Origin of the sequence: Hymenobacter elongatus (assembly GCF_004745955.1) — a bacterium.
In the GTDB taxonomy this organism is placed as follows: Bacteria; Bacteroidota; Bacteroidia; order Cytophagales; family Hymenobacteraceae; genus Hymenobacter; species Hymenobacter elongatus.
This window is the reverse complement of sequence record NZ_SRLD01000030.1, coordinates 1-25,716: the sequence shown is the minus strand read 5'-3', so window position 1 is coordinate 25,716 and position 25,716 is coordinate 1. Positions and strand designations below refer to the sequence as shown.

At 61.4% G+C, this 25,716-nt stretch carries 22 protein-coding genes and 1 pseudogene; 17 read left to right on the top strand and 6 right to left on the bottom strand.

The genetic code is table 11. The annotated features are described in order from the left end of the window. Positions 1-65: 65 nt before the first annotated feature. The 4 genes from purD (at position 66) to E5J99_RS14725 (ending at position 4,878) form a co-directional block, all read left to right on the top strand. Complete coding sequence (gene purD / locus E5J99_RS14740; protein WP_135498582.1) at positions 66-1,355, top strand: phosphoribosylamine--glycine ligase; 1,290 nt, start codon at positions 66-68, stop codon at positions 1,353-1,355. Between the two features lie 29 nt (positions 1,356-1,384). Beyond that, the gene (gene purN, locus E5J99_RS14735) at positions 1,385-2,035 is read left to right on the top strand and encodes a phosphoribosylglycinamide formyltransferase (RefSeq protein ID WP_135498581.1); all 651 of its coding nucleotides are present in this window, start codon (positions 1,385-1,387) and stop codon (positions 2,033-2,035) included. A gap of 25 nt (positions 2,036-2,060) precedes the next feature. Next, positions 2,061-3,572: an amidophosphoribosyltransferase gene (purF, locus tag E5J99_RS14730; RefSeq protein WP_135498580.1), complete on the top strand. Its 1,512-nt coding sequence runs from the start codon at positions 2,061-2,063 to the stop codon at positions 3,570-3,572. 148 nt (positions 3,573-3,720) lie between these two features. Continuing rightward, positions 3,721-4,878, top strand: a complete 1,158-nt coding sequence (locus tag E5J99_RS14725; protein ID WP_135498579.1) for an AIR synthase-related protein — start codon at positions 3,721-3,723, stop codon at positions 4,876-4,878. Positions 4,879-5,180: 302 nt separating this feature from the next. Here E5J99_RS14725 and E5J99_RS14720 read toward each other — a convergent pair whose 3' ends face one another. From E5J99_RS14720 to E5J99_RS14710, 3 genes are all read right to left on the bottom strand, one after another. Then, positions 5,181-5,396 carry a heavy-metal-associated domain-containing protein gene (locus E5J99_RS14720; protein WP_135498578.1) on the bottom strand — a complete coding sequence of 72 codons (216 nt, stop codon included), beginning with the start codon at positions 5,394-5,396 and terminating at the stop codon, positions 5,181-5,183. Positions 5,397-5,613: 217 nt separating this feature from the next. Further along, positions 5,614-6,021 (bottom strand): hypothetical protein, encoded by a 408-nt coding sequence (locus E5J99_RS14715; protein WP_135498577.1) that lies wholly within the window; start codon positions 6,019-6,021, stop codon positions 5,614-5,616. A 71-nt stretch (positions 6,022-6,092) separates the two neighbouring features. After that, positions 6,093-7,586 carry a nicotinate phosphoribosyltransferase gene (locus E5J99_RS14710; protein WP_135498576.1) on the bottom strand — a complete coding sequence of 498 codons (1,494 nt, stop codon included), beginning with the start codon at positions 7,584-7,586 and terminating at the stop codon, positions 6,093-6,095. An 802-nt stretch (positions 7,587-8,388) separates the two neighbouring features. Between E5J99_RS14710 and E5J99_RS14705 the strand changes: the two genes are divergently transcribed. The 4 genes from E5J99_RS14705 to E5J99_RS14690 all read left to right on the top strand — a co-directional run bounded on the left by E5J99_RS14705 (position 8,389) and on the right by E5J99_RS14690 (position 14,636). Next, positions 8,389-11,394, top strand: coding sequence for a Kelch repeat-containing protein (locus tag E5J99_RS14705; protein WP_135498575.1), 3,006 nt, complete (start codon positions 8,389-8,391; stop codon positions 11,392-11,394). A 73-nt stretch (positions 11,395-11,467) separates the two neighbouring features. Further along, the gene (locus tag E5J99_RS14700; RefSeq protein WP_167852151.1) at positions 11,468-11,626 is read left to right on the top strand and encodes a PID-CTERM protein-sorting domain-containing protein; all 159 of its coding nucleotides are present in this window, start codon (positions 11,468-11,470) and stop codon (positions 11,624-11,626) included. 269 nt (positions 11,627-11,895) lie between these two features. After that, on the top strand, positions 11,896-13,143 hold the full coding sequence (locus tag E5J99_RS14695) for an efflux RND transporter periplasmic adaptor subunit (RefSeq protein WP_135498573.1): 1,248 nt from the start codon (positions 11,896-11,898) through the stop codon (positions 13,141-13,143). Positions 13,144-13,154: 11 nt separating this feature from the next. Next, on the top strand, positions 13,155-14,636 hold the full coding sequence (locus tag E5J99_RS14690; protein WP_135498572.1) for a TolC family protein: 1,482 nt from the start codon (positions 13,155-13,157) through the stop codon (positions 14,634-14,636). 179 nt (positions 14,637-14,815) lie between these two features. On the opposite strand, the gene E5J99_RS14685 is transcribed toward E5J99_RS14690, so the two are convergent. Beyond that, complete coding sequence (locus E5J99_RS14685) at positions 14,816-15,217, bottom strand: YybH family protein (protein WP_135498571.1); 402 nt, start codon at positions 15,215-15,217, stop codon at positions 14,816-14,818. Between the two features lie 445 nt (positions 15,218-15,662). Here E5J99_RS14685 and E5J99_RS14680 point away from each other — a divergent pair, with 445 nt between their 5' ends. The 9 genes and pseudogenes from E5J99_RS14680 to E5J99_RS14640 all read left to right on the top strand — a co-directional run bounded on the left by E5J99_RS14680 (position 15,663) and on the right by E5J99_RS14640 (position 23,806). Further along, positions 15,663-16,331, top strand: coding sequence for an ABC transporter ATP-binding protein (locus tag E5J99_RS14680; RefSeq protein ID WP_135498612.1), 669 nt, complete (start codon positions 15,663-15,665; stop codon positions 16,329-16,331). 48 nt (positions 16,332-16,379) lie between these two features. Then, positions 16,380-16,967, top strand: a complete 588-nt coding sequence (locus E5J99_RS14675) for an RNA polymerase sigma factor (RefSeq protein ID WP_135498570.1) — start codon at positions 16,380-16,382, stop codon at positions 16,965-16,967. Then, on the top strand, positions 16,957-18,210 hold the full coding sequence (locus E5J99_RS14670) for an ABC transporter permease (protein ID WP_135498569.1): 1,254 nt from the start codon (positions 16,957-16,959) through the stop codon (positions 18,208-18,210). Before E5J99_RS14675 ends, E5J99_RS14670 begins: the two co-directional genes overlap by 11 nt. 26 nt (positions 18,211-18,236) lie before the next feature. Continuing rightward, a complete protein-coding gene (locus E5J99_RS14665; RefSeq protein WP_135498568.1) occupies positions 18,237-19,430 on the top strand; it encodes an ABC transporter permease in 1,194 nt (397 codons plus the stop codon). Between the two features lie 271 nt (positions 19,431-19,701). Beyond that, positions 19,702-21,084, top strand: a complete 1,383-nt coding sequence (locus E5J99_RS14660; RefSeq protein WP_135498567.1) for a sigma-54-dependent transcriptional regulator — start codon at positions 19,702-19,704, stop codon at positions 21,082-21,084. 189 nt (positions 21,085-21,273) lie between these two features. After that, entirely contained in the window at positions 21,274-21,657 is a 384-nt protein-coding gene (locus E5J99_RS14655; protein WP_135498566.1) for an endonuclease domain-containing protein, read from the top strand. A gap of 61 nt (positions 21,658-21,718) precedes the next feature. Continuing rightward, the gene (locus E5J99_RS14650; protein ID WP_135498565.1) at positions 21,719-23,038 is read left to right on the top strand and encodes a sensor histidine kinase; all 1,320 of its coding nucleotides are present in this window, start codon (positions 21,719-21,721) and stop codon (positions 23,036-23,038) included. A gap of 50 nt (positions 23,039-23,088) precedes the next feature. Beyond that, positions 23,089-23,478, top strand: a pseudogene (locus E5J99_RS22290) (hypothetical protein); the annotation flags it as partial. A 34-nt stretch (positions 23,479-23,512) separates the two neighbouring features. Then, positions 23,513-23,806 carry a DUF1345 domain-containing protein gene (locus tag E5J99_RS14640; RefSeq protein ID WP_167852152.1) on the top strand — a complete coding sequence of 98 codons (294 nt, stop codon included), beginning with the start codon at positions 23,513-23,515 and terminating at the stop codon, positions 23,804-23,806. Positions 23,807-23,825: 19 nt separating this feature from the next. On the opposite strand, the gene E5J99_RS14635 is transcribed toward E5J99_RS14640, so the two are convergent. Together E5J99_RS14635 and E5J99_RS22055 are read right to left on the bottom strand one after the other, a co-directional pair. Beyond that, on the bottom strand, positions 23,826-25,388 hold the full coding sequence (locus E5J99_RS14635; RefSeq protein ID WP_135498563.1) for an FAD-dependent oxidoreductase: 1,563 nt from the start codon (positions 25,386-25,388) through the stop codon (positions 23,826-23,828). Positions 25,389-25,475: 87 nt separating this feature from the next. Continuing rightward, positions 25,476-25,604, bottom strand: coding sequence for a hypothetical protein (locus tag E5J99_RS22055; protein WP_262713019.1), 129 nt, complete (start codon positions 25,602-25,604; stop codon positions 25,476-25,478). Positions 25,605-25,716 lie beyond the last annotated feature (112 nt).

Below are 25,716 nucleotides of genomic sequence, written 5' to 3'. Positions count from 1 at the left end.
AACGACTCTGCGAACCTCCGCGAAACCCTCTGCGCCCTCTGCGGGAACCAACACGAGAACATCACATGAGCACCAGTCCCAAATCCATAGTTCTCCTCGGCGGCGGAGCCCGTGAACACGCCATGGCGTGGAAGCTGACCCGCGACGGGGCCACGGTACACGTGCTGCCCGGCAACGGCGGCATCCCTAATAGCCACCCCGACATCAGCGCCACCGACTTTCCCGCCATCCAGAGCTTCTGTCGGCAGCACGGCGTGCAGCTCATTGTGGTCGGGCCCGAGGCCCCGCTGGCGGCGGGCGTGGTCGACTATTTCGCCGGCTCCGACATCCGCGTGTTTGGGCCGGGCCGGGCCGGGGCGATACTGGAAAGCTCCAAGGTGTGGAGCAAGGACTTTATGCGGCGGCACGGCGTAGCCACGGCCCTGTCGTGGCAGTACCGGAGTGATAAGCTGGCCGATGCCCGCGCCAAAGCCACCGAGCTGAATGGGCAGGTGGTGGTGAAATACGACGGGCTGGCCGCCGGCAAGGGCGTGTACGTGTGCTCGTCGGTAGCCGAAGCCCAGGCCGCGCTGGATGACTTGCAGGCCGAGCACACCGGCTGGTTCAGCTTCCTGCTCGAAGAAAAGCTCACCGGCCCCGAAATCAGCATCATCGGCGTTACCGACGGTAACCGTATCCGGCTGCTGGCCCCGTCGCAGGACCACAAGCAGCTGCTGGCCGGCGACCAGGGCCCCAACACCGGCGGCATGGGCGCCTACTGCCCCGTCCCGTTCGCCGACGACAACGTGCTGGCCGCCATCCGCACTGATATCATCGACCCCACGCTGCGGGGCCTGCAGAACGAGCAGTTTGACTTCCGCGGCTTCCTCTACTTCGGCATCATGCTCACGCCCCAGGGCCCGAAGCTGCTCGAATACAACGTCCGCCTCGGCGACCCGGAAGCGGAAGTGCTGCTGCCGGCTATGGAAAGCAGTCTGCTCGAACTCATCGAAGCTACGCTGGACGGCCGGCTGAGCCAGACCGTGGTGCGCCAGCGGCCCGGACAGTACGTAGGCGTGGTGCTGGCTTCGGGCGGCTACCCCGCCGCGGGCTTCCCCACCGGCTTCCCCATCACCGGCCTCGACCAGTTGCATCCGAGTATCCTCGCCTTCCACGGCGCTACCCGGGAGCAAAATGGCCAGCTGGTGACCAGCGGCGGGCGGGTGTTGGTGCTGGTCGGGCACGCGCCCGAGCTGGAAGATGCGGTGGCGCACGTGTACCGGGAAGCCGAAAAGGTTACGTTTCAGGATGCGTACCTCCGTACCGATATCGGCCAGCGGCCGGAGCCAATGGGTATTTTCAGCGAAGTACGGTGAAGCAGGAAGGGGAACATAGCGCCGCTCCGATGCTGGCCCGAGAGGGTAGGGCGGCGCGTGTAGCTATCCTGCTCTCGGGCCGGGGCTCCAATATGGTGGCGCTGGTCGAGGCCGTGCAGAAGGGAATACTCCAGGATCTGGCCGCGGTAGCGGTGGTGTTCAGCAACAAACCCGCCGCCCCCGGCCTCGCTACGGCCGCGGCGCTGGGCTGTGCCACGGCCAGCCTGGCCAGTCAGGGGAAGAAGCGGGCCGAGTTTGATGCTGAAGTGGTGGAGCTGCTGAACCGCTACGCTCCCGACTACATCGTGCTGGCGGGCTACATGCGGATTCTGTCGCCCACCTTCATCCGGGCCTTTGCCGGGCGCATTCTCAACATTCACCCCGCCGACACCCACCAGCACCAGGGCCTGCACGCCTACGAGTGGGCCTTCGATAATCAGCTGCCGGAAACCAAAATCACCGTGCATCTGGTTGACGAAGGACTCGACACCGGACCCATCCTCGCCCAGCAGGCCGTGGATTTGCGCGGGGCCGCCACGCTGGCCGAAGTGGAGCGCCGCGGCCTGGCCGTGGAGCATCAGCTGTACGCCCAGACGTTAGCCTGGCTGATAAACAGTGAATTAAGAAGTGAGGCTAACGAAACGGCTGCCCGTTTCCCGCCTGCAATTCCTAATTCTTAATTCCTAATTCTTAATTGCGAAGCTCATGTGCGGAATAGTAGGTTTTTACGGTCCCGATGATGTTGCCCACGACATCGTGTTCGGCCTCACCGCGTTGCAGCACCGCGGGCAGGACGCCGCCGGCATTGCCACCTTCGACGACAACTTCCACCTCTGCAAGGGCAACGGCCTGATTTCCGACGTCTTCAAGCCCAAGCAGCTCAAGAAGCTCAAAGGCAACATCGGCATCGGCCACGCCCGCTACACCACCCAGGGCTCCGGCGACTCCGAGCTGGCCCAGCCCTTCACCACCAGCTACCCGTTTGGCCTCTCGATGGTGCACAACGGCAACGTCATCAACTTCCGCCAGGTGGCCAAGCGCCTGCATGAGAAGTACCACGTGCTGCCCAAGACGAGCAACGACCTGGAGCTGATCATGTACACCTTCGCCTCGGAGCTGCGCCTCAAGGACCTCGACCATATTTCGGTGGTCGACATCTTCGACGCCGTGGAAACCACCCAGGAGCTGGTGAAAGGCGCCTATGCCACCATCACCGTTATTGCCGGCCACGGCCTGCTGGCTTTCAACGACCCGCTGGGCATCCGGCCGCTGGTGCTGGGCCGCCGCGAAACGCCGAAAGGCCCCATCTACGCCTTCGCCTCCGAAAGCACCTGCTTCGACTACCTCGGCTTCGACTTCATCAAGAACGTGGGGCCGGGCCAGGCGGTGTTCATCGACAAGAATTTCCAGGTTCACTACAAGAATCCGTACAACCTGCCCAAGCACTTCTGCGTGTTCGAGCACATCTACTTCGCCCGCGAAGACTCCGTAATTCACGGCCGGCTGGTGGCGCGGGAGCGGGTGCGGCTGGGTAAGCTGCTGGCCCGTAAGGTTATCGAGTCGGGTATTCAGCCCGATATGGTAATTGACGTGCCTTCGTCGGGCTACTTCGCGGCGTCCGGGCTGGCCGAAGCCATTGGCGTGCCCTACCGGCGGGCGTTGGTGAAGAACAACCACATGGGCCGCTCCTTTATCGTGAGCAGCCAGGCGGGCCGGGAGGATATCGTCAAGAAAAAGCTCAACCCGATCCGCGAGTTCGTGGAGGGCAAGAAGATTGCCGTGGTCGACGACAGCATTGTGCGCGGCACCACGTCGCGGCGCATCGTGCAGATTCTGCGCGATGCCGGCGCGTCCGAGGTCTACTTCATTTCCAGCGCCCCGCCCATCGTCAGTCCCTGCATCTACGGCATCGACATGGCCATGAGCATCGACCTGATTGCGGCCAACCACACGGAGGCGGAAATCTGCGCTTATATCGGTGCCGACCGGGTGATTTATCAGTCGGTGGAGGATCTGCAGGAGCTGTTTGCCGAGGATAAGGGCAACGGCGGCAGCTGCTTCGCCTGCTTCACCGGCCACTACCCCACCGGCGACGTGACCAAGTACCTGCGTCACATCCAGGAGGAGCGTACCAGCCACCGCACCAAAGACAAGAAGGACCGCGGCGACGTAGTCCCCTCCGTCAGCGCCAAAGCCCCGGAACCCACGGAGCACTAAAGTGGAATTGAACTCCAAAAAGAACGTCATTCCAAGCGAAGCCGAGGAATCTCGCGTGCTGATGTTGCCAAAGTAATCATACGTCAGCACGCGAGATGCTTCGGCAAGCTCAGCATGACGTTCAAAAAAGTAAACACACTTACGACGCATGTCCTCTTCCCAGAAACCCGCCGGCTACGATATCGACCTCGGCAACGAATGCTCCCGCAACGCCTACGCCTGGTCGAAGAAGACCTTCGCCAACCGGGCCGGCAAGCCCGGCGAGGCGGCCCAGGATCTGGAAGGCGGCTTCGCCAACGAAATCCGCTTCGGCAACGCCCGGCTGGGCATCTCCTCCGACGGCATCGGGACCAAGATTGAGGTGGCGGAGCGGGTAGGCAGGTTCGATACCCTGGGCTACGACCTGGTGGCCATGACCGCCGACGACCTTATCGTGGGCGGCTTCGTGCCCACGAACCTGTCGAACATCATCGACGTGAACACGCTCGACTACGGCGTGATTGACGCGCTGATGCGCGGCCTGCACGACGCCTGCAACTTCGCGGAAATGGCTATTACAGGCGGCGAAATTGCCGAGCTGGGCAACCGCATCGGTGGCTGGCCGGGCGCGAAAATGAACTTCAACTGGTGCTCCACGGCCATCGGCAGTCTGCACCCGAGTCTGGAGCGGCCGCTGAGCGGCGCGGCCGTGAAAGCCGGTATGGCCGTAGTTGCGCTTCGTTCGCCCAGTTTCCGCTCCAACGGCTTTTCCCTGGCCCGCCGCACCCTCCAAAACCTGTTCGGCGACAACTGGCATTTGGCGCCTTATCAGGAGGAGTTAATAATTAAGAATGAAGAATTAAGAATTGGTGGTGATGGAGCCAAAAACCAGGAACCAAAAACCAATAACCAACTGACGACCTGGGGCGAGGTGCTGCTAGCCCCGTCGCTCATCTACTCGCCCGGCGTGGCGCGGGTGCTGGATGCGGGCCTGCCCCTGCACGCGGCGGCCCACATCACCGGCGGCGGCCTGGCCGACAACTTCAAGCGCGTCCTCAAAAACGGCCTGGGTGCCGAGCTGACCAACCTGTTCGAGCCCCTGCCCGCCATGCAGCAGCTCACCGAGCTGGCCGGCATCACCCCCGCCGACGCTTATCTGTACTGGAATATGGGCAACGGCATGCTGCTCGTCACGGAAGAAACCCAGGCCGCCGCGGTAGCCGCTCACCTGCAGGCCAGTGGCTACGAAGCCCGGGTAGCCGGCCACATCACCGCCGAACCGGGTATTGTGCTGAAAGTAGGTGCGGGAGAATTACGTTACGCTTAATTGTCATAGGACTTACGCAAAACCCGCCTGGTGCCATTTCACGCAGTGTTTCGCAGGGTTAAACCGCAGTGTTTCGCAGTGCGAGGACGTTAAATACTGCGAAACACTGCGGTTTAACCCTGCGAAACACTGCGTGAAAGCATTTTGCGTAAGTCCTATGTCATTGCGAGCGAAGCGAAGCAATCCGTCCTCTGAAACGAGTCAAGCTCCGTTAAACCAGCAAGCCCCGCCGTATGTACACGTTGGGGCTTTCTGGTCGTCTGTGGTTTGGCTGGTTTCAGCTGGTGCCCGGCGTGATACTGCTAAGCGGCCAAGGGCTCAATATCAAACCCGGCCTGGGCCACGGCTTTCATGATAAGCTCAGGAATGGGATTCTCCCCTTCCACGGTCAGAATTTTGGCAGGGTCGGTGGTGTCAACCTGCCACTTTTGGATGCTGGCCTCGGCATCGAGGAAAGGAGTGACGGCGCGCAGGCAGTTGGCGCAGTTGATGCTGGTTTTGAAGAGGAGCGTAGGCATGAAAAGAAAATGGTTAGGCACAGAAACTTCTATAGAAGCAGCGGCGCATGAGTTTTTACAAAGAATACAATGCAAAAGTAGCGGTAGGAATAGCGGGTAGTGGTACAGGCTTTATCCGATAGTGTGCAGAGTTTGGGGCTGAAATTTCTATGCGAACAAGGACGGACTGGAATAGCCGCAACGGTTGTTGCCTGCATGTGCTATGTATGAGTTCGTCTTACTTCACTACGATTGTCCAGTTGCTGGCTTCCAACTGCTCAAGCGAAAAGGACAACTGTCGATACACCCGCTTCTCATTCAAGCTGTTCATGTTGTGGTAAGCACGTACCGAATCGGCGGTGTAAATAAATAAGTTGAGCCGCTTATCCTTACTCCGGTCTACTGCGAAAGGCCATCCATTGCTTCCAATCTGCGTTTGGCGCACTGAAGCGCCCGGCTGAATGGTATTGCTTAAGTAGTACTCCGGCTGGTTAAGAGCCGGGTGGTCCGGTACTGTGTCCTGCGCTGTTTCCACGCAGATACTCGAGCTGCCTCGGTTCTTAATGGTGAGGCGGTCGTCGTCGTAGTCACAGCCGGGCAGAAAAAGCAGAGCGCCACCAGCCACCAGCAAAAACCAGTACTTCATACTCATAAGGAGAGGCAAGTGTAGCCTTGCTAGCCAGCGCTGGCTGGTTTGGCAACTCTCGTTTAGGTTACCTACGCCGGCCGTTGCGGCCGCTTCTCCAAAATCAGGTTCATCCGGAACGTGTTCAGGCTTTCCTCCAGGCCCACGGGGTACACGTGCGGGTTCAGGAAGCGCCGGATGCTGAGGTCGAGGCTGGCTATTTCGCGCTGGGCTTTGGCGCGGCTTTCCTGCAAGGTGGGCAGCGGTGCCACCAGCTTGCCGGCCCGGAACACGGGCTCCAGCAGCTCCCGGTACTGCGTGCTGCGGATGGGCCGGCGGCGCGTAGGGTCCACGGGGTCCACGATGGTGAGATTTTCCGGCAGCGGCTCGGCCGAGTTGTAGAGCATATCGGCGCGGGGCTGGCCCTTCTCAGTTTCGTAGCGCCGCACCTGCAAAATGCCCGGAATGCTCGTTTTGGCCAGCTGCTCCGATATTTTGACCGTGTACTCCCAGCCCGAATCGTCGGCCCGGCGCAGGGCTGCCAGCTTATACACGCCTCCCAGCGCCGGCTGGTCGTAGGCCGTGACGAGCTTGGTGCCGATGCCCCAGGTGTCAATCTGGGCGCCTTGCTGCTTGAGGCTGGTGATGAGGTTCTCGTCGAGGTCGTTGCTGGCCACGATGCGCGTATGGGGAAATCCGGCCTCGTTGAGCAGGGCGCGGGCCTCGCGGCTGAGGTAGGCCAGGTCGCCGGAGTCGAGGCGGATGCCGCCCAGTTCGTGCCCCTTGGCCCGCATGCGGCGCGCCACACTGATGGCCCGGCGCACGCCTTCCAGCGTGTCGTAGGTGTCGACGAGGAACACGGCATCGTCGGGGAAGGCGTCGGCGTAGGCTTCAAACGCTGCTTCTTCATCCTCGAACGACATCACCCAGCTGTGGGCGTGGGTACCGCGCACCGGAATGCCGAAGTGCTGGCCCGCCAGCAGGTTGGAGGTGCCATCGGCCCCGCCGAGGTAGGCGGCGCGGCTGGCTCCCAGGCCCCCGTCGAAGCCTTGGGCGCGGCGCAGGCCAAACTCGAATACCTGGTCGTCGCCGGCCGCCTCGCGAATTCGGGCCGCCTTGGTGGCAATCAGCGTCTGGAAATTGAGCAGCGTGAGCAGAGCCGTTTCCAGGAGCTGGGCCTGGAGCAAAGGGCCTTTAATGCGCAGCAGCGGCTCGTTGGCAAACACCACCGTTCCTTCCGCCATAGCATCCACGTCGCAGGTGAAGCGCAGGTCGCGCAGGTAGGCAAGAAACTCCGGCGGAAACAACGGCGCGTTTTTGCCGCGTAAGCTGGCCAGGTAGGTCAGGTCGGCCTCCGCGAAGCGCAGGTTATTGAGCCAGTCGGCGGCGTAGGCCAGACCGGCGCACACGGCGTAGCCCCCGCCAAACGGGGGGCGCCGGAAATACAGGTGAAAAACTGCCTCCCGGTCTTGCAGGCCTTGCTTCCAGTAGCCATAGCTCATCGTGAGCTGGTAGAGGTCGGTGACTAGGCTGAGGGAAGAGGCGTAGAGGCCCGAAAGAGGCGCGTTTTCCTGGGAGCTAGACATAGTCATTGGGGCTGAATTTGGCAAATGGCACGACCACCCGGCTGCGGACCCGGTGGCGATGGGCGGGTCGTGGGCCGAGTACTGGGAGCGGGCAGAGCACAAAGGTTGAAGAAATATTACAGAGTGCGCCGCCGGGCAGACTTTCCGTACCGTGGTATGCCTGGGAAGCGGCTGTCGGCCCGCAGCCCGGCCGGGAGGGTGCGTGTTGGGGCGAGTAATGGGGCCGCTTACTGCGTGCTTTATCAGCTGCTGGGCTAGCCCTGCTCGCCCGAGCGTAGGTAGCACCTCACCGGTAAGAGCCTGTTTGGGATTTTACTTTTCGTGTCCTGCCCGATCTGGCGTCCGCTTATCGAAGCATTTCCACCGCGCCGTTAGCGGCTTTTTGCCGAAGCGGTAACGATTGTTCGACTCTGCTGCGCTCCGCAGACGCCGGATGAGCAGGACACAAAGGTGGTTTTCACCAATTCCCGAACACACTCTGAGTATACCTTGAAACCAGGCAAAAGTCTGCCAACACTCCGGCCCTGTTCTGGGGGTAGGCCACCCGTGGGTGCTCGGTAATAATAGGCTAAGCGGAGTAGTTTTTTCGGCAGAAGCCTGCGCCGGTAGCGCTACTATTCCTATCGATAGCGGGTCATTATCTGATGAAGTAGCCGGGTGGATAAATCTTCGGGAATGAATGATGAGATTTCGATAATATCGTGATATTATTGCATCTGGGTTTGAAAAATTCAATTTCGTCCTGTTCTGTTTTCCCCGCTTTTATACCCGTCTTCTTATCTCTTTTTCCACACCGCAGCTTATGAGAAAGATTTTACCCGCACTGGCACTTATTGTGCTGGCAGCACCCGCCTATCAGTCGGCGTTTGCCCAGCAAAATACTAGCCGCCAACTTGTTCCCGGGCAATATTACCCCGGCCTAACGAGCAATATGCCTGCCATGCGCGCCATAAGCCGGCGCGCGGCCGATGGCAGCGTTGCTCCATCGCGCACCACGGCCGCCTGGACGGCCGTGGCCAGCATGAGCCTCGCCCGCAGCCAGCACGCCGCCACCGCCACGGGCGGCAAGCTCTACGTGTGGGGTGGCTACATCGGTGATCTTAACAGCGCCCCTGCCCTGAACAGCAGCCTGGAAATCTACAACCCCACCACAAACTCCTGGAGTGCTGGGGCTAATAACCCCAGCGCAGTCCGTGGGCACGCCTCGGCCGTGGGCACGGATGAGCTGGTATATAGCTTCAGCGGGGTAGATATCAATGGTTTTACCAGCAGTTGCTACCGCTATAATCCAACCACCAATGTGTGGGCACCGCTTGCCGCCATTCCCGTGGCGGTGTGGCTGGCTGGCGCGGCAACGGGAGCCGACGGCAGAATATATGTTTTCGGCGGCTATGACGCTGGCGGGAACCTTTCCTATACCGGAACCCAGATTTACACCCCCGCCACCAACACCTGGAGTACTGGCGCGCCCATGCCGGTTGGGCGGCACGGCCACGTAGCTGTGAAGGATGCCAGCGGCACCATGCACATCATCGGAGGCACGCAAAGTAGCAATGCCGGGGCCACGGCCATCACCTCACACGTAGCTTACAACCCCACCACCAATACCTGGACCACGCTGGCACCGTTGCCGGTGGGCGTCAACCAAGCCGGTGCCACCCTCGGAGCCGATGGCAACATCTATGTAGTAGGCGGCAAAGACAACTACTTCAATAACAACCCGACGTTTTTCAACACGGTGTATGTCTACAACCCGACTGCCAATACCTGGAGCACGGGTACCAGCCTGCCCATTCTGCTAAGCGAAACCAAGACGGTGACGCTCGGCACGGATCTCTACACTCTGGCTGGGGCCAATGGCGTGCAGCAGACCGTGGCATACCGTAGCCCGGTGGTCGGCAACTTCACCTGGACCGGCAACATCTCCACGAGCTGGACGCTGGGCTCTAACTGGTCGGGCGGCGTAGTGCCCACGGCCGCCGACGACGTAACTATTACGACGGGCCTCACGCGCTACCCCGTGGTGACCGGCACCACGCCTACGGCCCGCACCATCACGATAAAAAATGGTGGTCAGCTCACCATCAGCAATGGCGGCAGCCTCACCGTAACCGGTGACTTTGTGAACAACGGCACCTTCACCGCCGTTGACAACGCCAGCGTAGTACTAACGGGCGCTACCACGCAAACCGTGGGCGGCACTACCATCACCCAGTTCCGCAACCTGACCGTGGGTGGCGCTGGTGCTACACTAGGCGGGCAGGTAGAAATTCAGCGTTTGCTGACGCTGACCGGCAATCTGAACACCAATAGCCAACGCTTCCTGATCTTGTCGAACAACGTGGGCACGGCCATGGTGTACAACAACGGCGGCATTGTTACAGGAGCCACCGTCGTGCAGCGCTACATCGACGTGGCCAGTAACTCCGGTTTTGGATACCGCCACTTCTCGCCGGCGGTTGGCGGCGCGACGCTTAATAACCTGGCCATTTTCCCGGTTCTTCCCGGGGCGCAGAACCCCGGCCCGATGCAGATCAACGCCACGTACAACTCGGCCGCCGCGCCGGGCGCAGTCACGCCTTTCCCCACCGTGTTTGCCTACGACCAGACGCGGGTGGGTACTGTAGCCGGTAGTTCCAGCTTCGACCAGGGCTGGGCTTCGCCGGCCGCGGCCAACCAGTCTCTGACCCTCAGCCGAGGATTGACGATCAACCAGCCGGCGGGCAACTTCTTCGAGCTGACGGGCCCTACGCTGATTACGGGCGCCGTAGCCGTTGGCGGCCTGACGCGCAGCACGGAGGCCGACGCGGGCTGGCAGCTGATCGGTAATCCGTATCCGTCGCCGATTGACTGGAACCGGGTGAGCCGCACCAACGTGGATGCCGCCGCGTACGTGTACCGCTCCACTGGCCAGTACGACGGGGGATACACGGCCTACGTCAACGGCGTGGGTACCAACATCCTGCCCATGGGCCAGGCCTTCTTCGTGCGCGTAAGCACGGCCGGGGCTTCGGGCAGCGTAGCATTTGCCAACGCGTCGCGCGAAACAACTTTCAGTGACCCTACCTACGCTCGTCCGGCCCAGACCGAAACGCGGCCCTTGCTCCAGCTCACGCTGCAGCGCGCGGGCGCTACCGGCGCTGCCAACCAGGACGATTTCTACGTGTATGAGGAAAACGGCGCGACTCCGGGCTTCGACTCGCAGTATGACGCGCTAAAAGTGCAACTCAACGGCGGCGACCAGCCAACGCTCTATCAGTCAGTTGGCACCGAAGGCCTGGCTATCCAGGGCTTGCCCGCCGGCGCTACTCCCCGCAGCCTGGCTTTGGGCGTGCATGTGGCAGTGGCCGGTACCTACACTTTCGCTCCCGCTCAGCTGCTGAACTTTGCGGCTACGGAGCCGGTGTGGCTGGAAGATAAGCTCAGCGGCCAGTGGCACGACCTGCGCCAGGGCGCCTACACCGTGCCGCTCGGCGCGGGCCTGAGCACTACTCGTTTTGTGCTGCACCTGCACCAGGCCACGGTATTGGCCGGTGGCAAGGCAGCCGCCTGGACTGGCGAGCTACAGCTCTATCCTAACCCAGCTGCCAGCAAAGCCCCGGTAACGGTGGTAGCTAGCGGCGTGACCGGGCAGGCCGAGCTGGTTTTGGTGAACAGCGTGGGTCAGCGGGTGTGGCAGCAAACCGCAACGGCCGCTGGTCGGGAGTTGCGCGCGAGCGTGCCCACAACGGGCCTGGCTGCTGGCATCTACACGCTGCAAGTGCGTAGTGCCGCCGGAGTCCTCACCCGCAAGCTGGTGGTGCAGTAGACCTAAACTGATAGAACAATACTAGAAATCTGAGAGAATGATCAAGCTGTTAATTTGTCGCGTTTCCTTGTGTGTGGTCGTATTAGCCGTTAGCCAGTTGCCCGTGTTGGCACAAGGCCCCGGCAACGGCGGCCCCCGGCCCTCGGCCACCACGGCCCCTATTGATGGTGGAGCCAGCTTGCTGCTGGCCGGGGGCGTAGCGTTTGCCTTGCGCCGCCTACGCCGCCGCTAACATCCGACCCTAGCTATCAGAGTCCAACCACTTTGCTAGCTGTAGCCATCCACCGCCCGTTGTGCTTCGCACAGCGGGCGGTGTTTTTTTGGGGGCTGCCAGCAGCGGATATCAGGCCTTTCACTTCCGAACAATCTGTCCGGTTTTGGACAATATTCTGCATCACAGTAGATGTGAATTTTTATGTATTTATCAATAATTCAGATGGTTACGTGGTTGGCACGGGCCTTGGCTTCTTCTGTGGGAAATCATCCTCTTCCTGCACGAAAATGGACAGACCCATTTCCTCCGCCACGCACACTCGCCGGCAGCGCCGCCGCTGGCTGCTAGCTGCGGCTACCCTGGCCCTGGTGGTGGTGGGCTTATTGGCGTTTCGCTCGGTGTTGCAGCCCAGTATTGGCCGCGACCAGCTGTTGCTTACCACAGCCGAAATCGGTGATGTGGAGGCTTCGCTTACGGCCTCGGGCCTCATTATTCCCGGCCGTGAAGCGGTTATCACCAGCCCGATCCAAAGCTCTATTCGTCGGGTGGCCTTGCAGGTGGGGGAGAAGGTAAGCGCCGGCCAGACCATTCTGGAGCTGGATAAGGAAGTGACCAGCACGGCGCTGGCCAAGCTGCAGGACGAACAGCAGCAAAACCGCAACAAGAACGGCCAGCTGCAGCTCAGCCTGGAAAAAGCCCTGAACGACCTCCAGTCGCAGGAAAAAGTGCAGCAGGTGAAAGTGCGCAGCTTGCAGTCGGCGCTGCGCGACGAGCAGTACCTGCTGAAAGTGGGCGGCGGCACGGCCGAGAGTGTGCGCCAGGGCGAGCTGAATCTGAGAATAGCCCAATTGGAGTTGCAGCGCCTGCACGAGCAGATTCGCAATCAGCGCGCGGCCAACGCCGCCGATGTGCGCGAGCTGGGTTTCACCATGCAGATTCAGGACCGCAGCATTGCGGAGCTGGCCGGCAAGCTGGCCCAGGCCAACATCAGCACCCAGCAACCCGGCGTGCTCACTTGGGTGAATGAGGGCATCGGAAGCACCGTGAACCAGGGCGACCCGCTGGCCCGCGTGGCTGACCTGAGCAGCTTTCGGGTGCGCGCTACCATCTCCGATACCTATGCCGACGCCCTGCACCTGGGCGACGCGGTGGTGGTGCGCGTGAACAGCACCGACCTGCGCGGCACCATCACGACGGTGAGCCCGGCGGTAGAAAAGGGCGTCGTGACCTTTTATGCCAAGCTGACCGAAGACCACAGCCCGGTACTGCGCTCCAACTTGCGGGCCGATGTGTTTGTGGTGACCAAGGCCCAGCACCACGTGATACGGGTCAAAAATGGGCCATTTTACCAGGGGGGCAAAGAGCAGCCGGTATTCGTGGTGCACGAGGGCAAAGCGCAGCAGCGCACCGTACGCTTCGGCGTCAGCAACTTCGACTACGTGCAGATAATCAGTGGCTTGCAGCCCGGCGACGAAATCGTGCTCAGCGAGTTGAAGCAGTACGCGGACACGCCTTCCCTTATCCTTAAGAACTAAGCCGCCGCGCCATGAAAACGACTTTTACACGTTGGGTGAAGCTACTGAGCTGTGTGGGCAGCCTGCTGCTGGTCGGCCCCCCAGCCCTGGCCCAGACCGGTGGCGAGCTGAGCCTACAGCAGGTGATAGAACAGGCGCTGGCCCAGTCTTCCATTGCCAAGCAAGCTCTTACTGACCGTGAAACCAGCTACTGGCAATACCACACTTACCAGTCGAACTACCGCCCGCAGCTGGGCTTGCAGGGTACGCTGCCCGACTTTAGCCGCGTAATTGCCCCGGTGGTGCAACCCGATGGTACTACCGACTTCCGGGCCGTGCGCATCAATAACTCCAACTTGGCTGTGACTATGAGCCAGAATATTGGCCTTACCGGGGCCCAGCTGTTTGTGCGCTCCGAAGTGCAGCGCTTCGACGATTTCAACCGCAGCGCCCGCATGTACAACAACCAACCCTTCAGCCTTGGCCTCACCCAACCTTTGGGCCGCTACAATAGCCTGCGCTGGGCGCGCAAAATTGAGCCCCTGCGCTACGAAGAGTCGGGGCGGCAATATGTGGAGGAGCGCGAGACGATTGCCCAGCGCATTACGGAGCTGTATTTTGATGTGCTCTTGCAGCAGGTAAATGCCCAGGTGGCTCGCCAAAACGTGCAGGCCAATGAGGAAATGCTGCGCTTGGGCAAGGAGCGGTTTCGGCTGGGGCGCCTGAGCCAAAGCGACCTGCTGCTGCTGCTGCTGAACTTGCTGAACTCCCGAAAAGCCCTTGGCCAAGCCCAGCTTGAGGCCCAAAATGCGGCGGTGAACCTGCAAAGCTACACGGGCCTGGCCACCGACTCCTTGCGCCTGACCGTGCCGGCCGCAACGCCCGCCCTGCGCATTGCCACGGAGCACGCCTTGGCCCTGGCCCGCCAAAACCGGCGCGAAACGCTGGCCTTTCGCCGCCGTGTGCTGCAGGCCGAAAGTGCCGTGGCCCAGGCCAAAGGTACCACCGGCTTGCAGGCCACATTCACGGCCAACCTGGGCTACGTAAATAGCGCCCCGGATTTGTGGGCAACCTACGCCAACCCGCAGAACCAGCAGCAGGTGAGCCTGGCGTTTTCGATGCCGCTGGTGGACTGGGGTCGGCAGAAATCCATCGTAAAAACCGCCGAGCTAAACCGCCAGCAGGTACAGCACACCGTGGCTCAGGAGCAAAACGCCTTCGAGCAAACCGTGGTGACGCAGGCAGCCCAGCTCGGCAGCCTCCACGAGCAGCTGGCGCTGTCGACCCAGGCCGATTCGCTGGCCCAGCAGCGCTACGCCATTGCCCGCGCCACCTATCAGGTGGGCCGTATCAGCCTCACCGACCTGAACATTGCGCTGGCGGAAAAAGACCAGTCGAAGCGCGCCTACATTGCCGCGCTGCGGGCCTGTTGGGTGGCCCGCTACCGGTTGCGGGCCCTCACGCTCTACGATTTTGAGCGCCAGGAATCGTTGGTAGCCACTGCTGCGCGGTAAGCGGATATTCCGGTCATTGCGAGCAACGCGAAGCAATCCGTCCGCTGCGCAGCACCAAGTACCCTTTTGCCAGAAAGCCCTTTACTACCGAGTAGTAAAGGGCTTTTCACTTCAGGCAGCTTTCTATATTTCAGAGGACGGATTGCTTCGGCTCCGCTTCGCAATGACAGACGTGATTTCTACGCCACGTTCTGTGCGGGCATATTGGTGTTCCAGATGTCCTGGTGTAGCCGCCACTGGCCTTGCTGCTCTTTCCATACCACCAGGTATTTGCCCTGGTCCATCTGCTGCCGGTTGGCATCGAAAAGCGTGTAGGTGCCCAGCTCGATGGCCGTGTCTTCCAGCTCCTCAATGTCGCGGGTTTTGAGCTTCACTTGCTTAACGCCCATTGCCATGGCTCCCTGCCAAAAGGCCTGAATGCCGGCCGCGCCTTCTATGGGCTCCAGGCCCGTGGGTAGCAGCACGCCGGCGCTGGTGTAAAGGTCGGCAATAGCGGCGGCATCGCCCCGCTCGAAGCTGGCTTCAAACGTATCGTTGGCGCGCCGAATTTCGTCGCGGACGCTGGTGGCTGTGGTCGGCATAGAAAATGGGGTTAGAGGGTGAAGAATATGCAAATAGTAAGATAGATATTTTAAGCCAATAAAAAGCTGGCTACCAGGCGTGTTCGTCAGATTTTACGGCCCCGCTTTAGGCTGCTCTACTACGGGTGCACCTACAAGTCAAAGTCGCCCGCCCAGCCTTCCATTTCTGAACACTCTGTCCGGTTTTGGACACAGTTTCAATGGGATTTTGAGTGCGTTTTGTTTGTAGAAAACTGAAAAACAGGTATTTACAAAATTGGCACAGCCCTTGGCTGTACAGATCTTACCCAGCCACCCCACCGCATAAAAACGGACACGGACAGCCGGCTGCCTCGCCTGAACTTTCTTCGACCACTAACCGCTCCGACTCATGAACTTCACGACTGCGCAAAGCAACCTGTTTGACCCCGCTGCTACAGGCGTAGCTGTGGCCCCGGCCCCGGCTATGATCAAGCTGACCGATATCGAGAAAGTATACCAGACCAAGACCATCGAAACCGTGGCCCTGAACCGCGTGAACCTGACCATCAATAAGGGCGAGTTCGTGTCGATTATGGGGCCCTCGGGCTGCGGGAAGTCCACGCTGCTCAGCATCATTGGGCTGCTGGACGAGCCCTCGTCGGGGCAGGTAGAAATTGCGGGCCGCCCCGTCACGTCGTACTCGGACAAGGAACTGGCCGGGCTGCGCAACCAGAAAATCGGGTTCGTTTTTCAGAGCTACCACCTGATTAACGACCTCTCGGTGCTCGACAACGTGGAGCTGCCCCTGCTCTACCGCCGTAGTGTGAGTGGCCAGGAGCGGCGGCAGCGCGCCCACGCCGCCCTCGATAAAGTAGGCCTCAGCGCCCGCACCAGCCACTTCCCCAGTCAGCTGTCGGGCGGGCAGCGCCAGCGCGTGGCCATTGCCCGGGCCCTGGCCGGCAACCCCGAGCTGATTCTGGCCGATGAGCCCACCGGCAACCTCGACTCGGTAATGGGGGAGGAAATAATGGACCTGCTGCTGCACCTGAACCGCCACGAGGGCGTGACCATCGTGATGGTAACCCACGACGAGCACCAGGCCCAGAAAACGGAGCGCGTCATCCGCTTCTTCGACGGCAGCCAGGTGAGCTAAAGCCCGCCGCTCAGCCCTTATCCACCGCATTTCCTCGCTTCCCGCATCATGGCTACGTTGCTTCCTTCCTTGTCTCAGCTTACGGAAACTGACTTGCTGGCCGAGTGCCGCCGCGGCAACCCCCGGGCCCAGAAAGTGCTTTACGACCGGCTCTCACCCGGTATGCTGAGCGTGTGCCTGCGCTACCTGCGCCACCCCGAAGATGCCGAAGAGGCCCTGGTGCTGGGCTTCGTGAAAGTGTTTCGGGCCCTGGCGCAATACCGCGGCGAAGGCAGCTTCCGGGGCTGGGTGCGCCGCGTCATGATCAACGAGGCCCTGGGCCAGCTGCGCCGCCGCCAGCCCCTGCACCTCGACATCGACGAGTGCCACGACGGGGTGGCTACCATTACGGCCGCGGCCGAAAGCAACCTGGATACGGCTGACCTGCTGCGCCTGATTCAGGCCCTGCCCGCCGGCTACCGCACCGTGTTCAACCTCTACGCCGTGGAGGGCTATAGCCACGCCGAAATTGCCGCGCTGCTCGGCATCTCGGAAGGCACGTCCAAATCCCAGCTCAGCAAAGCCCGCGCTCTGTTGCAGCGGCAGCTGGCCGTGCTTCATTCTTTCTCTTTTCAGCCCCAGTCTTATGCTGCTTAGCTACCTCAAAATTGCCTGGAAGGTGCTACTGCGCCGCAAGTTTTTCACCTTCATCAGCCTGTTCGGCATCAGCTTCACGCTGATGGTGCTGCTGGTGGTAGTGGCCCTGTTCGACCACACGGTGGGGGCTCACGCGCCCGAGTCGCGCCTCGACCGGATGACATTCGTGCAGCTGCTGCACATTAAGTACAAAAATGGCGGCAACCAGAACTCGCCGCTCAGCTACTACCTGCTCGATACCTACGTGCGCCCCCTGCGCACGCCGGAGAAGGTGACCATCTATTCCAACTTCCACTCTACGCCCAGCTACGTGGGCAACAGCCGCCTCGACCTCGACCTGAAATACACGGACGAGGTATTCTGGCAGATCCTGGATTTCACGTTTCGGGAAGGTAAGCCCTACACCCCGGCCGAGGTAAAGTCGGCGGCCCGCGTGGCTGTTATCAACCAGTCGACGGCCCGCAAGTATTTCGGCACCGATACGGGCGTGGTGGGCCGCACCATCGAAATCAACCAGACCAACTACCGGGTGCTGGGCGTGGTCGACAACGTGCCCGCTATGCGCCTGAGCTCCTACGCCGACGTGTGGGTGCCGATAACGACCAGCCCCGACGACCTGCGCCGCGTGCAGCTCACTGGCGACTTCTCCGCCATCATTATGGCCAAAACCGCCGGCGACGTGCCCGCCATGCAGGCCGAGTTCGACCAGATGGCCCGGCGGGTGCCGCTGGACGATCCCAAAGGTATGGAGCGCCTCGACCTGCACGCCGACCAGCTGCTGGCGTCCTACTCGCGGCAGCTGATGAACCCGCTGACCGATTACGCTTCCGACGGACTCACCATTCTCTACGCCATCCTGTCGGGTATCGCCCTGCTGTTTATGCTGCTGCCGGCCCTGAACCTGGTCAACATCAACGTGAGCCGCATCATGGACCGCTCCTCCGAAATCGGGGTGCGCAAGGCTTTCGGGGCTACCGGCGGTACGCTCATCGGGCAGTTTCTGGTCGAAAACATCTTCCTCACGGCCATTGGCGGCCTGCTGGGCCTGCTACTGGCCTACGTGGCCCTGCAGCTTATCGATGGCGCCCAGATTCTGGCCTACGCCCACTTCGAGCTGAACTGGCGGATCTTCGGCTGGGCCCTGCTGGCCACGTTGTTTTTCGGCGTGCTGTCGGGGGTGTATCCGGCCTTTAAGATGTCGCGCCTGCAGCCGGTGCAGGCCCTGAAAGGCGGCAGCAAGTAGTCCTGAACCGAGTAATACCCCACGCCATGATACGTCACATCTTCATTCTGATCTGGAACCGGAAGCGGTCCAACTTTCTGCTCATCACCGAAATTCTGCTGTCGTTTTTCGTGCTGTTCGTGGTGAGCGTGCTGCTGGTCAGCAACTACTATAACTACCGCCAGCCCATGGGCTTTGAATCGGCCAACGTGTGGGAGTCGCGGGTGACTCCCGGCCTAGACACCACCGACCGCAACGGTACGTTTCTGCTGCTGCTGCAGGAGCTGCGCGGTACGCCCGGCGTGGTGGCCGTCACCCAGACCAGCGACAACACGCCTTTTTCCTTCAACAACATGAATACCGACGAGTACCACTACAAGGGCAAGCAGGGGCCGCTGACGGAGCGCTACGATGCCGACGATGAGCTGGCGCGGGTGCTGGGCCTGAAGGCAGTAGAGGGGCGGTGGTTCGACAGGCGCGACGATGGCGCGCGCCGCACGCCCGTGGTCGTCAACCGCAAGTTTGCCGAGTCGCTGTTCGGTAGCGAGTCGCCCGTGGGCAAAGTGCTGACCAATACCCGGACCCCGGAGGAGTGGCTGATTGTGGGCCTCGTGGATACCTACCGCTCCGGGAGCGACTTTGCCGCCAACGAGCCCGCCATCTTCTGCCGGCGCGTGCTGCAGGGGGACACCCGCATCGGCTCCCGGGAAGATCCGCTGCTGCTGATTCAGGTGCAGGCCGGCAGTGGCGCGGTGCTGGAACAGCAGCTGGTGCGCAAGATAGCCCGCGTAACCAAAGGCTGGAAGGCCAACATGACTACGCTGGAAGAAAACCGCCAAGACAAAATGAAGGTGATGCTGACCCCACTGGTGGCCCTGGCTTTGGTGGGCCTGTTCCTGATTATCAACGTGGCTCTGGGGCTGTTTGGCGTGTTGTGGTACAACATCAGCCAGCGTAAAGCGGAGATTGGGCTGCGCCGGGCCCTGGGCGCTACCGGCAACAGCATCAGCGGGCAGTTTCTGGGCGAAATGCTGGTGGTGACCACCCTGGGCGTGTTTGGAGGGCTGCTGCTGGCCGTGCAGTTTCCGCTGCTGGGCGTTTTCGGCCTGGACCCCGAAGTATACCTGCTGGCCATTGCCCTGGCCACCATGCTCGTGTACGTCCTGACGGCGGTGTGCGCGTTTCAGCCCAGCCGGATTGCCGCTGGTATTCTGCCGGCCGTGTCGCTGCGCGAAGACTGAGTTCGGGTCCGACCCAAACTGGTTAGCCAAACTGGCCAACCAGTTCGCCTCTGATCCGAACCAGTTCGGGTCATTTGCCAACTGGTTCGCCTCTAACCCGAACCAGTTCGGGTCATTTGCCAACCGGTTCACCTCGGACCTAAACCAGTTCGGGTCCGCCCCAAACTGGTTTAGGTCCGAGGTGAACCGGTGTCGGGTTGCTGCCTGCTTGCTGGGCGGCGTCCGGCGTTGGTGCGGGACTATGCGTTACTTTAAGCCTGATTTTCGCCCTATGATTCTTATTGTTGATGATGACCTGGCCATCCGGACGTCGCTGGGGCTGCTGCTCAAGCAGGCCGGCTACGCTACCAAAGGCGTGGCCACCCCCGAGGAGGCGCTGCACCTGGTACGCACCGCGCCCCCGGCCCTGGTGCTGATGGACATGAATTACTCGCTGGATACCTCCGGCCACGATGGCCTGCGCCTGCTGGGCCAGGTGAAGGAGGTAGCCCCGCAGGTGCCCGTGATTCTGATAACCGGCTGGGGCTCCATCACGCTGGCCGTGGAAGGCATCAAGGCCGGGGCCGCCGAGTTCGTGACCAAGCCCTGGAACAATGACTCCCTGCTCCAGACCATCCGCACCATCCTGAGCCTGCAGGAGCGCCCCGCCGAAACCGGCACCGCTCTCAGCCGCCGCGACCTGGACCGGCAGTTCAACTTTCGCAACATCATCGGGGCCGACGGCCAGCTGCTGCACGTGCTGCGCCACGTGGGCCAGGTGGCTGCCACCGATGCCTCGGTGCTGATAGAAGGCGAAAGCGGCACGGGCAAGGAGCTCATTGCCGAGGCCATTCACCAGAACAGCCACCGCCGCGACCGGCCGTTTGTGAAGGTGAACCTGGGCGGAATTTCGGCTTCGCTGTTTGAGAGTGAGATGTTTGGCCACCGGCGCGGCGCCTTCACCGATGCCAAAGCCGACCGGGTGGGCCGCTTCGAGCTGGCCAACAAAGGCACCATTTTTCTGGATGAAATAGGGGAGCTGGATATGGGTAGCCAGGTGAAGCTGCTGCGCGTGCTGCAGGACCGCACCTACGAGGTGCTCGGCGACAGCCGCGCCCGCAGCCTCGATATCCGGGTGATTTGCGCCACCAACCGCAACCTGGCCGAGCTGGTGCGCGAGGGCCGTTTCCGCGAAGACCTCTACTACCGCATCAACCTGATAACCGTGCGCCTGCCCGCCCTGCGCGAGCGGCCCGACGATATTCCGCTGCTGGTAAACCACTTCGTGAGCAACCTGCGCACCACCTACAACCGCCCGTCGCTGAAAGTGGGCACCAAGGCCCTGCACTGGCTGCGCGAGCTGCCGCTGGCGGGCAACATCCGGGAGCTGAAAAACCTGGTGGAGCGCGCCGTGCTCGTCAGCGGTAAGGATGAGCTGAGCCCCGACGACTTCCAGGCCCAGTTTACCAAAGCGTCCGTGAAAACGGCCGCGCCCGGCGAGCTGCCGCCCGTGGGCTCGATGACGCTGGAAGAAGTAGAGGTGCAGATGATCCGCAAGTCGATGGAATTCTACGCCGGCAACGTGAGCCGCGTGGCCAAAGCCCTGGGCCTGAGCCGCGGGGCGCTGTACCGGCGGCTGGAGAAATATGCCATTCCCTTCGACGCCGCGCAGTGAGGGCCAGAAAGCTAGAAAGCTGCAAGGAGCTAGGAAGCTAGTTTCCCTCCTTTTTTCAAGGAGGGGCTAGGGGTGGTTCACTCATTGAACAAGTAGCGTCAGGCTTTTCGGGTCTCCCATGTCGGGGGTGGTTGAAACGACAGAACGAGTAGTCTGAACCACCTAAAACTATCCACAATGCCATAACCCATCTATAACCACCCGAGCCAGAAAGACCACCGCCAACAATTACGTAATCATCTCACCCCAGCCGAAGCAACCCTTTGGCGGGCGTTGCAGCGGAGCCAGCTGGCTGGCAGCAAGTTCCGCCGCCAGCACGGCATCGGCTCCTACATCGTCGATTTCTACTGCCCGGCCGAAAGGCTGGTCGTGGAGCTGGATGGCGCGGGGCATTTCAGCGTCAGCGGCGAGGCCAATGACGTGGAGCGGACGGCTTATTTGAATGGGCTGGGGCTGCGGGTGCTGCGGTTTGAGAACAGGCTGGTGCTGGAACAGCTGGACGGAGTTTTGACGGCAATTGCGGTGGTGTTTAATTCGGGGCCGGATGCTGTAGCTCTAGTAAACCACTCCTAACCCCTCCTTGAAACTAAGGAGGGGAACTAGCTTTGTAGCTCTAGCTGCCCAGTCTTCCTCTATGACCCTACGCGTCAAATTCCTGCTGTTTGTCATCATCATTCACGGCGTGCTCATTGCGCTGGCCGCACAGATGATGCGCTCCAATGCGGTGCTGTTTGTGGCCACCGAAATGCTGCTGCTCGTTTCCATTGTGCTCACCGTGCAGCTCTACCGGGGCTTCGTGCGGCCGTTTCAGTTGATAGCGGCGGGTACGGAAGCCATTCGGGCCAAGGACTTCTCCATGAAGTTCGTGCCCGTGGGCCAGCGCGAAATGGACCAGCTCATCACTGTCTACAACCACATGATTGACGAGCTGCGGCAGGAGCGCATCACCCAGCACGAGAAAAGCTACCTGCTCGAACGGCTGATTCAGGCCTCACCGGCGGGCATCCTGCTGCTCGATTTTGATGGCCGTATTGAGGCCGCCAACCCCGCCGCGGAGCGGTGCCTGCGCCTGCCCCAGGCCCAGCTGCTGAAGCAGCTGCCCGCCGCGCTGCCCGGTGAGTGGGGCACGGTGCTGGGCACGCTGCGGGCCGGCCAGCCCCAGGTGGTGCAGCTCTCGGGCATCCAGACCTACCGGGCGCACTGCTCCCATTTCCTCGACCGGGGCTTCACCCGCAACTTCATTATGCTGGAGGAGCTGACCCAGGAGTTGATTCGGCAGGAAAAGCAGGCCTACGAGAAGCTGATCCGGATGATGTCGCACGAAATCAACAACTCCATCGGGGCCATCAACTCCATTCTGCAAAGCTTCGGCCACTACACCCCGCAGCTGCGCCCCGATGACCAAACCGACTTCGCGGAGGCCCTGGAAGTCTCCATCAATCGCAATACTCACCTAGCCAACTTCATTGCCAACTTCGCCGACCTGGTACGCCTGCCGCCGCCCACGCGCCGCCCCTGCGACGTGCATGAGTTGGTGCGCTCCATTCACCGCCTCATGCTGGTGCAGAGTGAGAAACGTCGCATTGCCTGGCACTGGCACCTGGCCCCCGAGCCGCTGCGGGTGAATCTGGACGTTCAGCAGATCGAGCAGGCCGTGCTCAACATCGTCAAGAATGCGCTGGAGGCCATCGGCGAGGATGGCAACCTAACCATTCGTACCAGCCTCGACCCGCCCCTGCTGCGCATCGAAGACGACGGGGCGGGCATCGCGCCCGAGGTGCAGCGCCGGCTGTTTACACCGTTTTTCAGCACCAAGCGCGACGGGCAGGGCATCGGTCTCACCATGATTCGCGACATTCTCTTGCAACACGACTTCACCTTCAGCCTCGAAACCACCCCGGCCGGCACCACGGCCTTCATCATCTGGTTTGGGGCAGCCAGTAAGGCAGAGTAACAAAAAAGCTGCCCCACCCGGAACGGTTTCCGGTGCCGTAGCTCCCGCGCATTCCCTGTTTAATTGCGCACTTTTGGGGCTTAGCTGCTGCCTATGTCGTCCGTTGTTTTTCGCCTTATCCACCGCACCGGCCAGCTTTCGGCCCTCACCCGCCTGGGGCTGGCGCTTGGGCTGGGCGCGGCGGCCTGGGGGCTGCTCTCCGCTGCTATGCCGCCCGCTGCCCGCGTAGTAGCTGCCTGGGTGCCTTCGGGCTCACCTCGCTGCTGCTGATCTGGGCGGCCATTACCACGGCCGATGTCGGCCATATCCGTGACACGGCCCGGCGGGAAGATGCCAGCCGGTTGCTCTCCTTCGTCTTTGTGGTAGTGGCCGCGCTGGGCAGCCTGCTGGCGGTGCTGCTGCTCAGTTCGGTACACGCGCTGGGCCAGGCCGAGCTGAAGCTGCCCATTGGCCTGGCCGTGGCGGCCGTGGCCATTGCCTGGCTGCTGGTCCACACGGTATGTATTCACGCTCCGCTACGCCCACCTCTACTACGATGCCGCTACCCACGGCGATACCGGTGGCCTGGAGTTTCCGGGGCCGGAGCCGCCCGATTACCTCGATTTCGCCTACTTCTCCTTCGTGGTGAGCATGACGGCCCAAACGGCCGATATCAGCATCAGCGGGCGGCCGCTGCGGCGGCTGGCGCTGCTGCACGGCATCCTGTGGTTTGGCTTCAATACGGCCGTGGTGGCCCTCAGCATCAGCGGGCTGGCTGGCGTGTTGTAAGGCTTTTTGGCCCCGAAAGTTACCCGGCCGGTGCCTGTAACGGAGTCAGGTCGCTATTGGCAGGGCCGATGAGCAGCTTGCCCAACGCGTCGAAGCGGGAGCCGTGGCAGGGACAATCCCAGCTTTTTTCCAGCTCGTTCCAATGCACCACGCAGCCCAGATGGGGGCAGATGGCCGAGCACTTGTGGGTCTGGCCCTGCTCGTCGCGGTACACGGCCACCTTCGTGATGCCCTCGCGCAGCACGGCCCCGCTGCCGGGCTTGATTTCCTCCTCCCTCGCTACGTCGCCACCGGTCAGCAGCTCGGTGTATTCAAGCACCACGTTCAGGTTTTCGCGCACGAATTCGTAGGCTGAAGCCGGTTTCAGGGTCACGCGGCCGGGGTCGTAGAGCTCCGCCCAGGGGTTTTGGCGGCCTGTAATCAGGTCGGTAATAATCAGGGCCCCGAGCGTGCCGTGGGTCATGCCGTGGCCCGAGTCGCCGGTGATGATGTACACATTTTCCTGGTCGAGCGGGTTGGGGCCGGCGTAACCCAGGCTGTCGGCCGGTTCCTGCACCTGCCCCGACCAGCGGTAGTCCACGCTCTGAATCATGGGGAAATGCTCCCGCGTCCATTCTTCCAGGCAACGCAGACTTTCCTCGGGGTTCCCCTGGCCGGTTTTGTGGTCTTCGCCGCCTACCAGCAGCAAGTCATAATTGGTCGTGCCGCCGCGCGGCCCTTCTTTCACTTCCTGCAACCGGATGTAGTGGTACGGCTCGGGCGTATCCCAGTACAGCGCCAGCGTAACCGAGCCTTTCGGAATCCGGGCCCCGATAACATAGCTGCGGTACGAGGCCTGCTTGGTGTGCATCACCACCCGGTCGTTGACGGGCGTATTGGTCGCCATCACAATGGCTTTGGCCGTTACGGTGGCCCCGGTAGCCACCGTCACCGTGGCTTCGGCCCCGCCTTTCACCTCCGTTACGTGGGAGTTGGTGAAAATCTGCCCTTTCCGCCCAAGTATGGCCTCCGTCAAACCATGCAGGTATTTGAGAATGTGGAACTGGCCCTGATTGGGAAATACCAGGCATTCACCGGTCCGGAAACCTTTGGTCGGCGAGTCGGCCAGGCGCTGCACTCCGGTGAGACCGGCGCGGTGGGCCGCCGCCAGCTCGTCGTCCAGCTCTTTGGGCTTGCCGTCTTTGGGCAGAAACAGGTAGCCGTCGAGGCGGGTGAAGTCGCAGTTAATTTTTTCCTCCCGCACTATTTTTTCGATCTGCTCGATGGCGCTGCCGTGGCTTTCGGCGGCCAGCCGGGCTCCCTTCTCGCCAAAGAGCTGCTCCAGGCGCGTGTAGCCATCATCGAGGGCGTTGGAAAGGTGGGCCGTCGTGCGGCCGGTTTCGCCGCTGCCCAGCTCGCCGCTTTCCAGCACTATTACCTTTTTGCCTTCGCGCAGCAGCAGGTAGGCCGTGGTGAGGCCGGCAATACCGCCACCCACCACTACTACATCGGTCTGGGTGTTTTGGGTGAGGGCTGGAAACGTGGGGAGTGCCGGACCCGTGCCCAGCCAGGATGATTGCGTGGAAGCGGAAGTACGCTGCATAAAAGTGGGGTTAGTGGAAGCCGGAGGAAACTAGTGGTACGGCAGAAGGCGAGTAGCAGGTTGCTTCCAGCGCCAACGATGCCCGCCTTACACATGCAACTCGGGCGGTAAGGGTAGCTCATTCTCCTGGCCGGCCCCAAGGAAGTGCAGCACCAAGTCCCGAATGGAAAAAGGCGTATCGGGCGAAACATCGTAGATGTTGCAGATTAACCGCACTATGAGGCAGGTGGGGTAAATTCGGGTTTTCCCTCGTTTCGCCGATGTCCTTACAGACGCATTTAGCCCAGATTCCCGAGTTTCGTCGCCAAAACAAAAACTTTCGCCATTT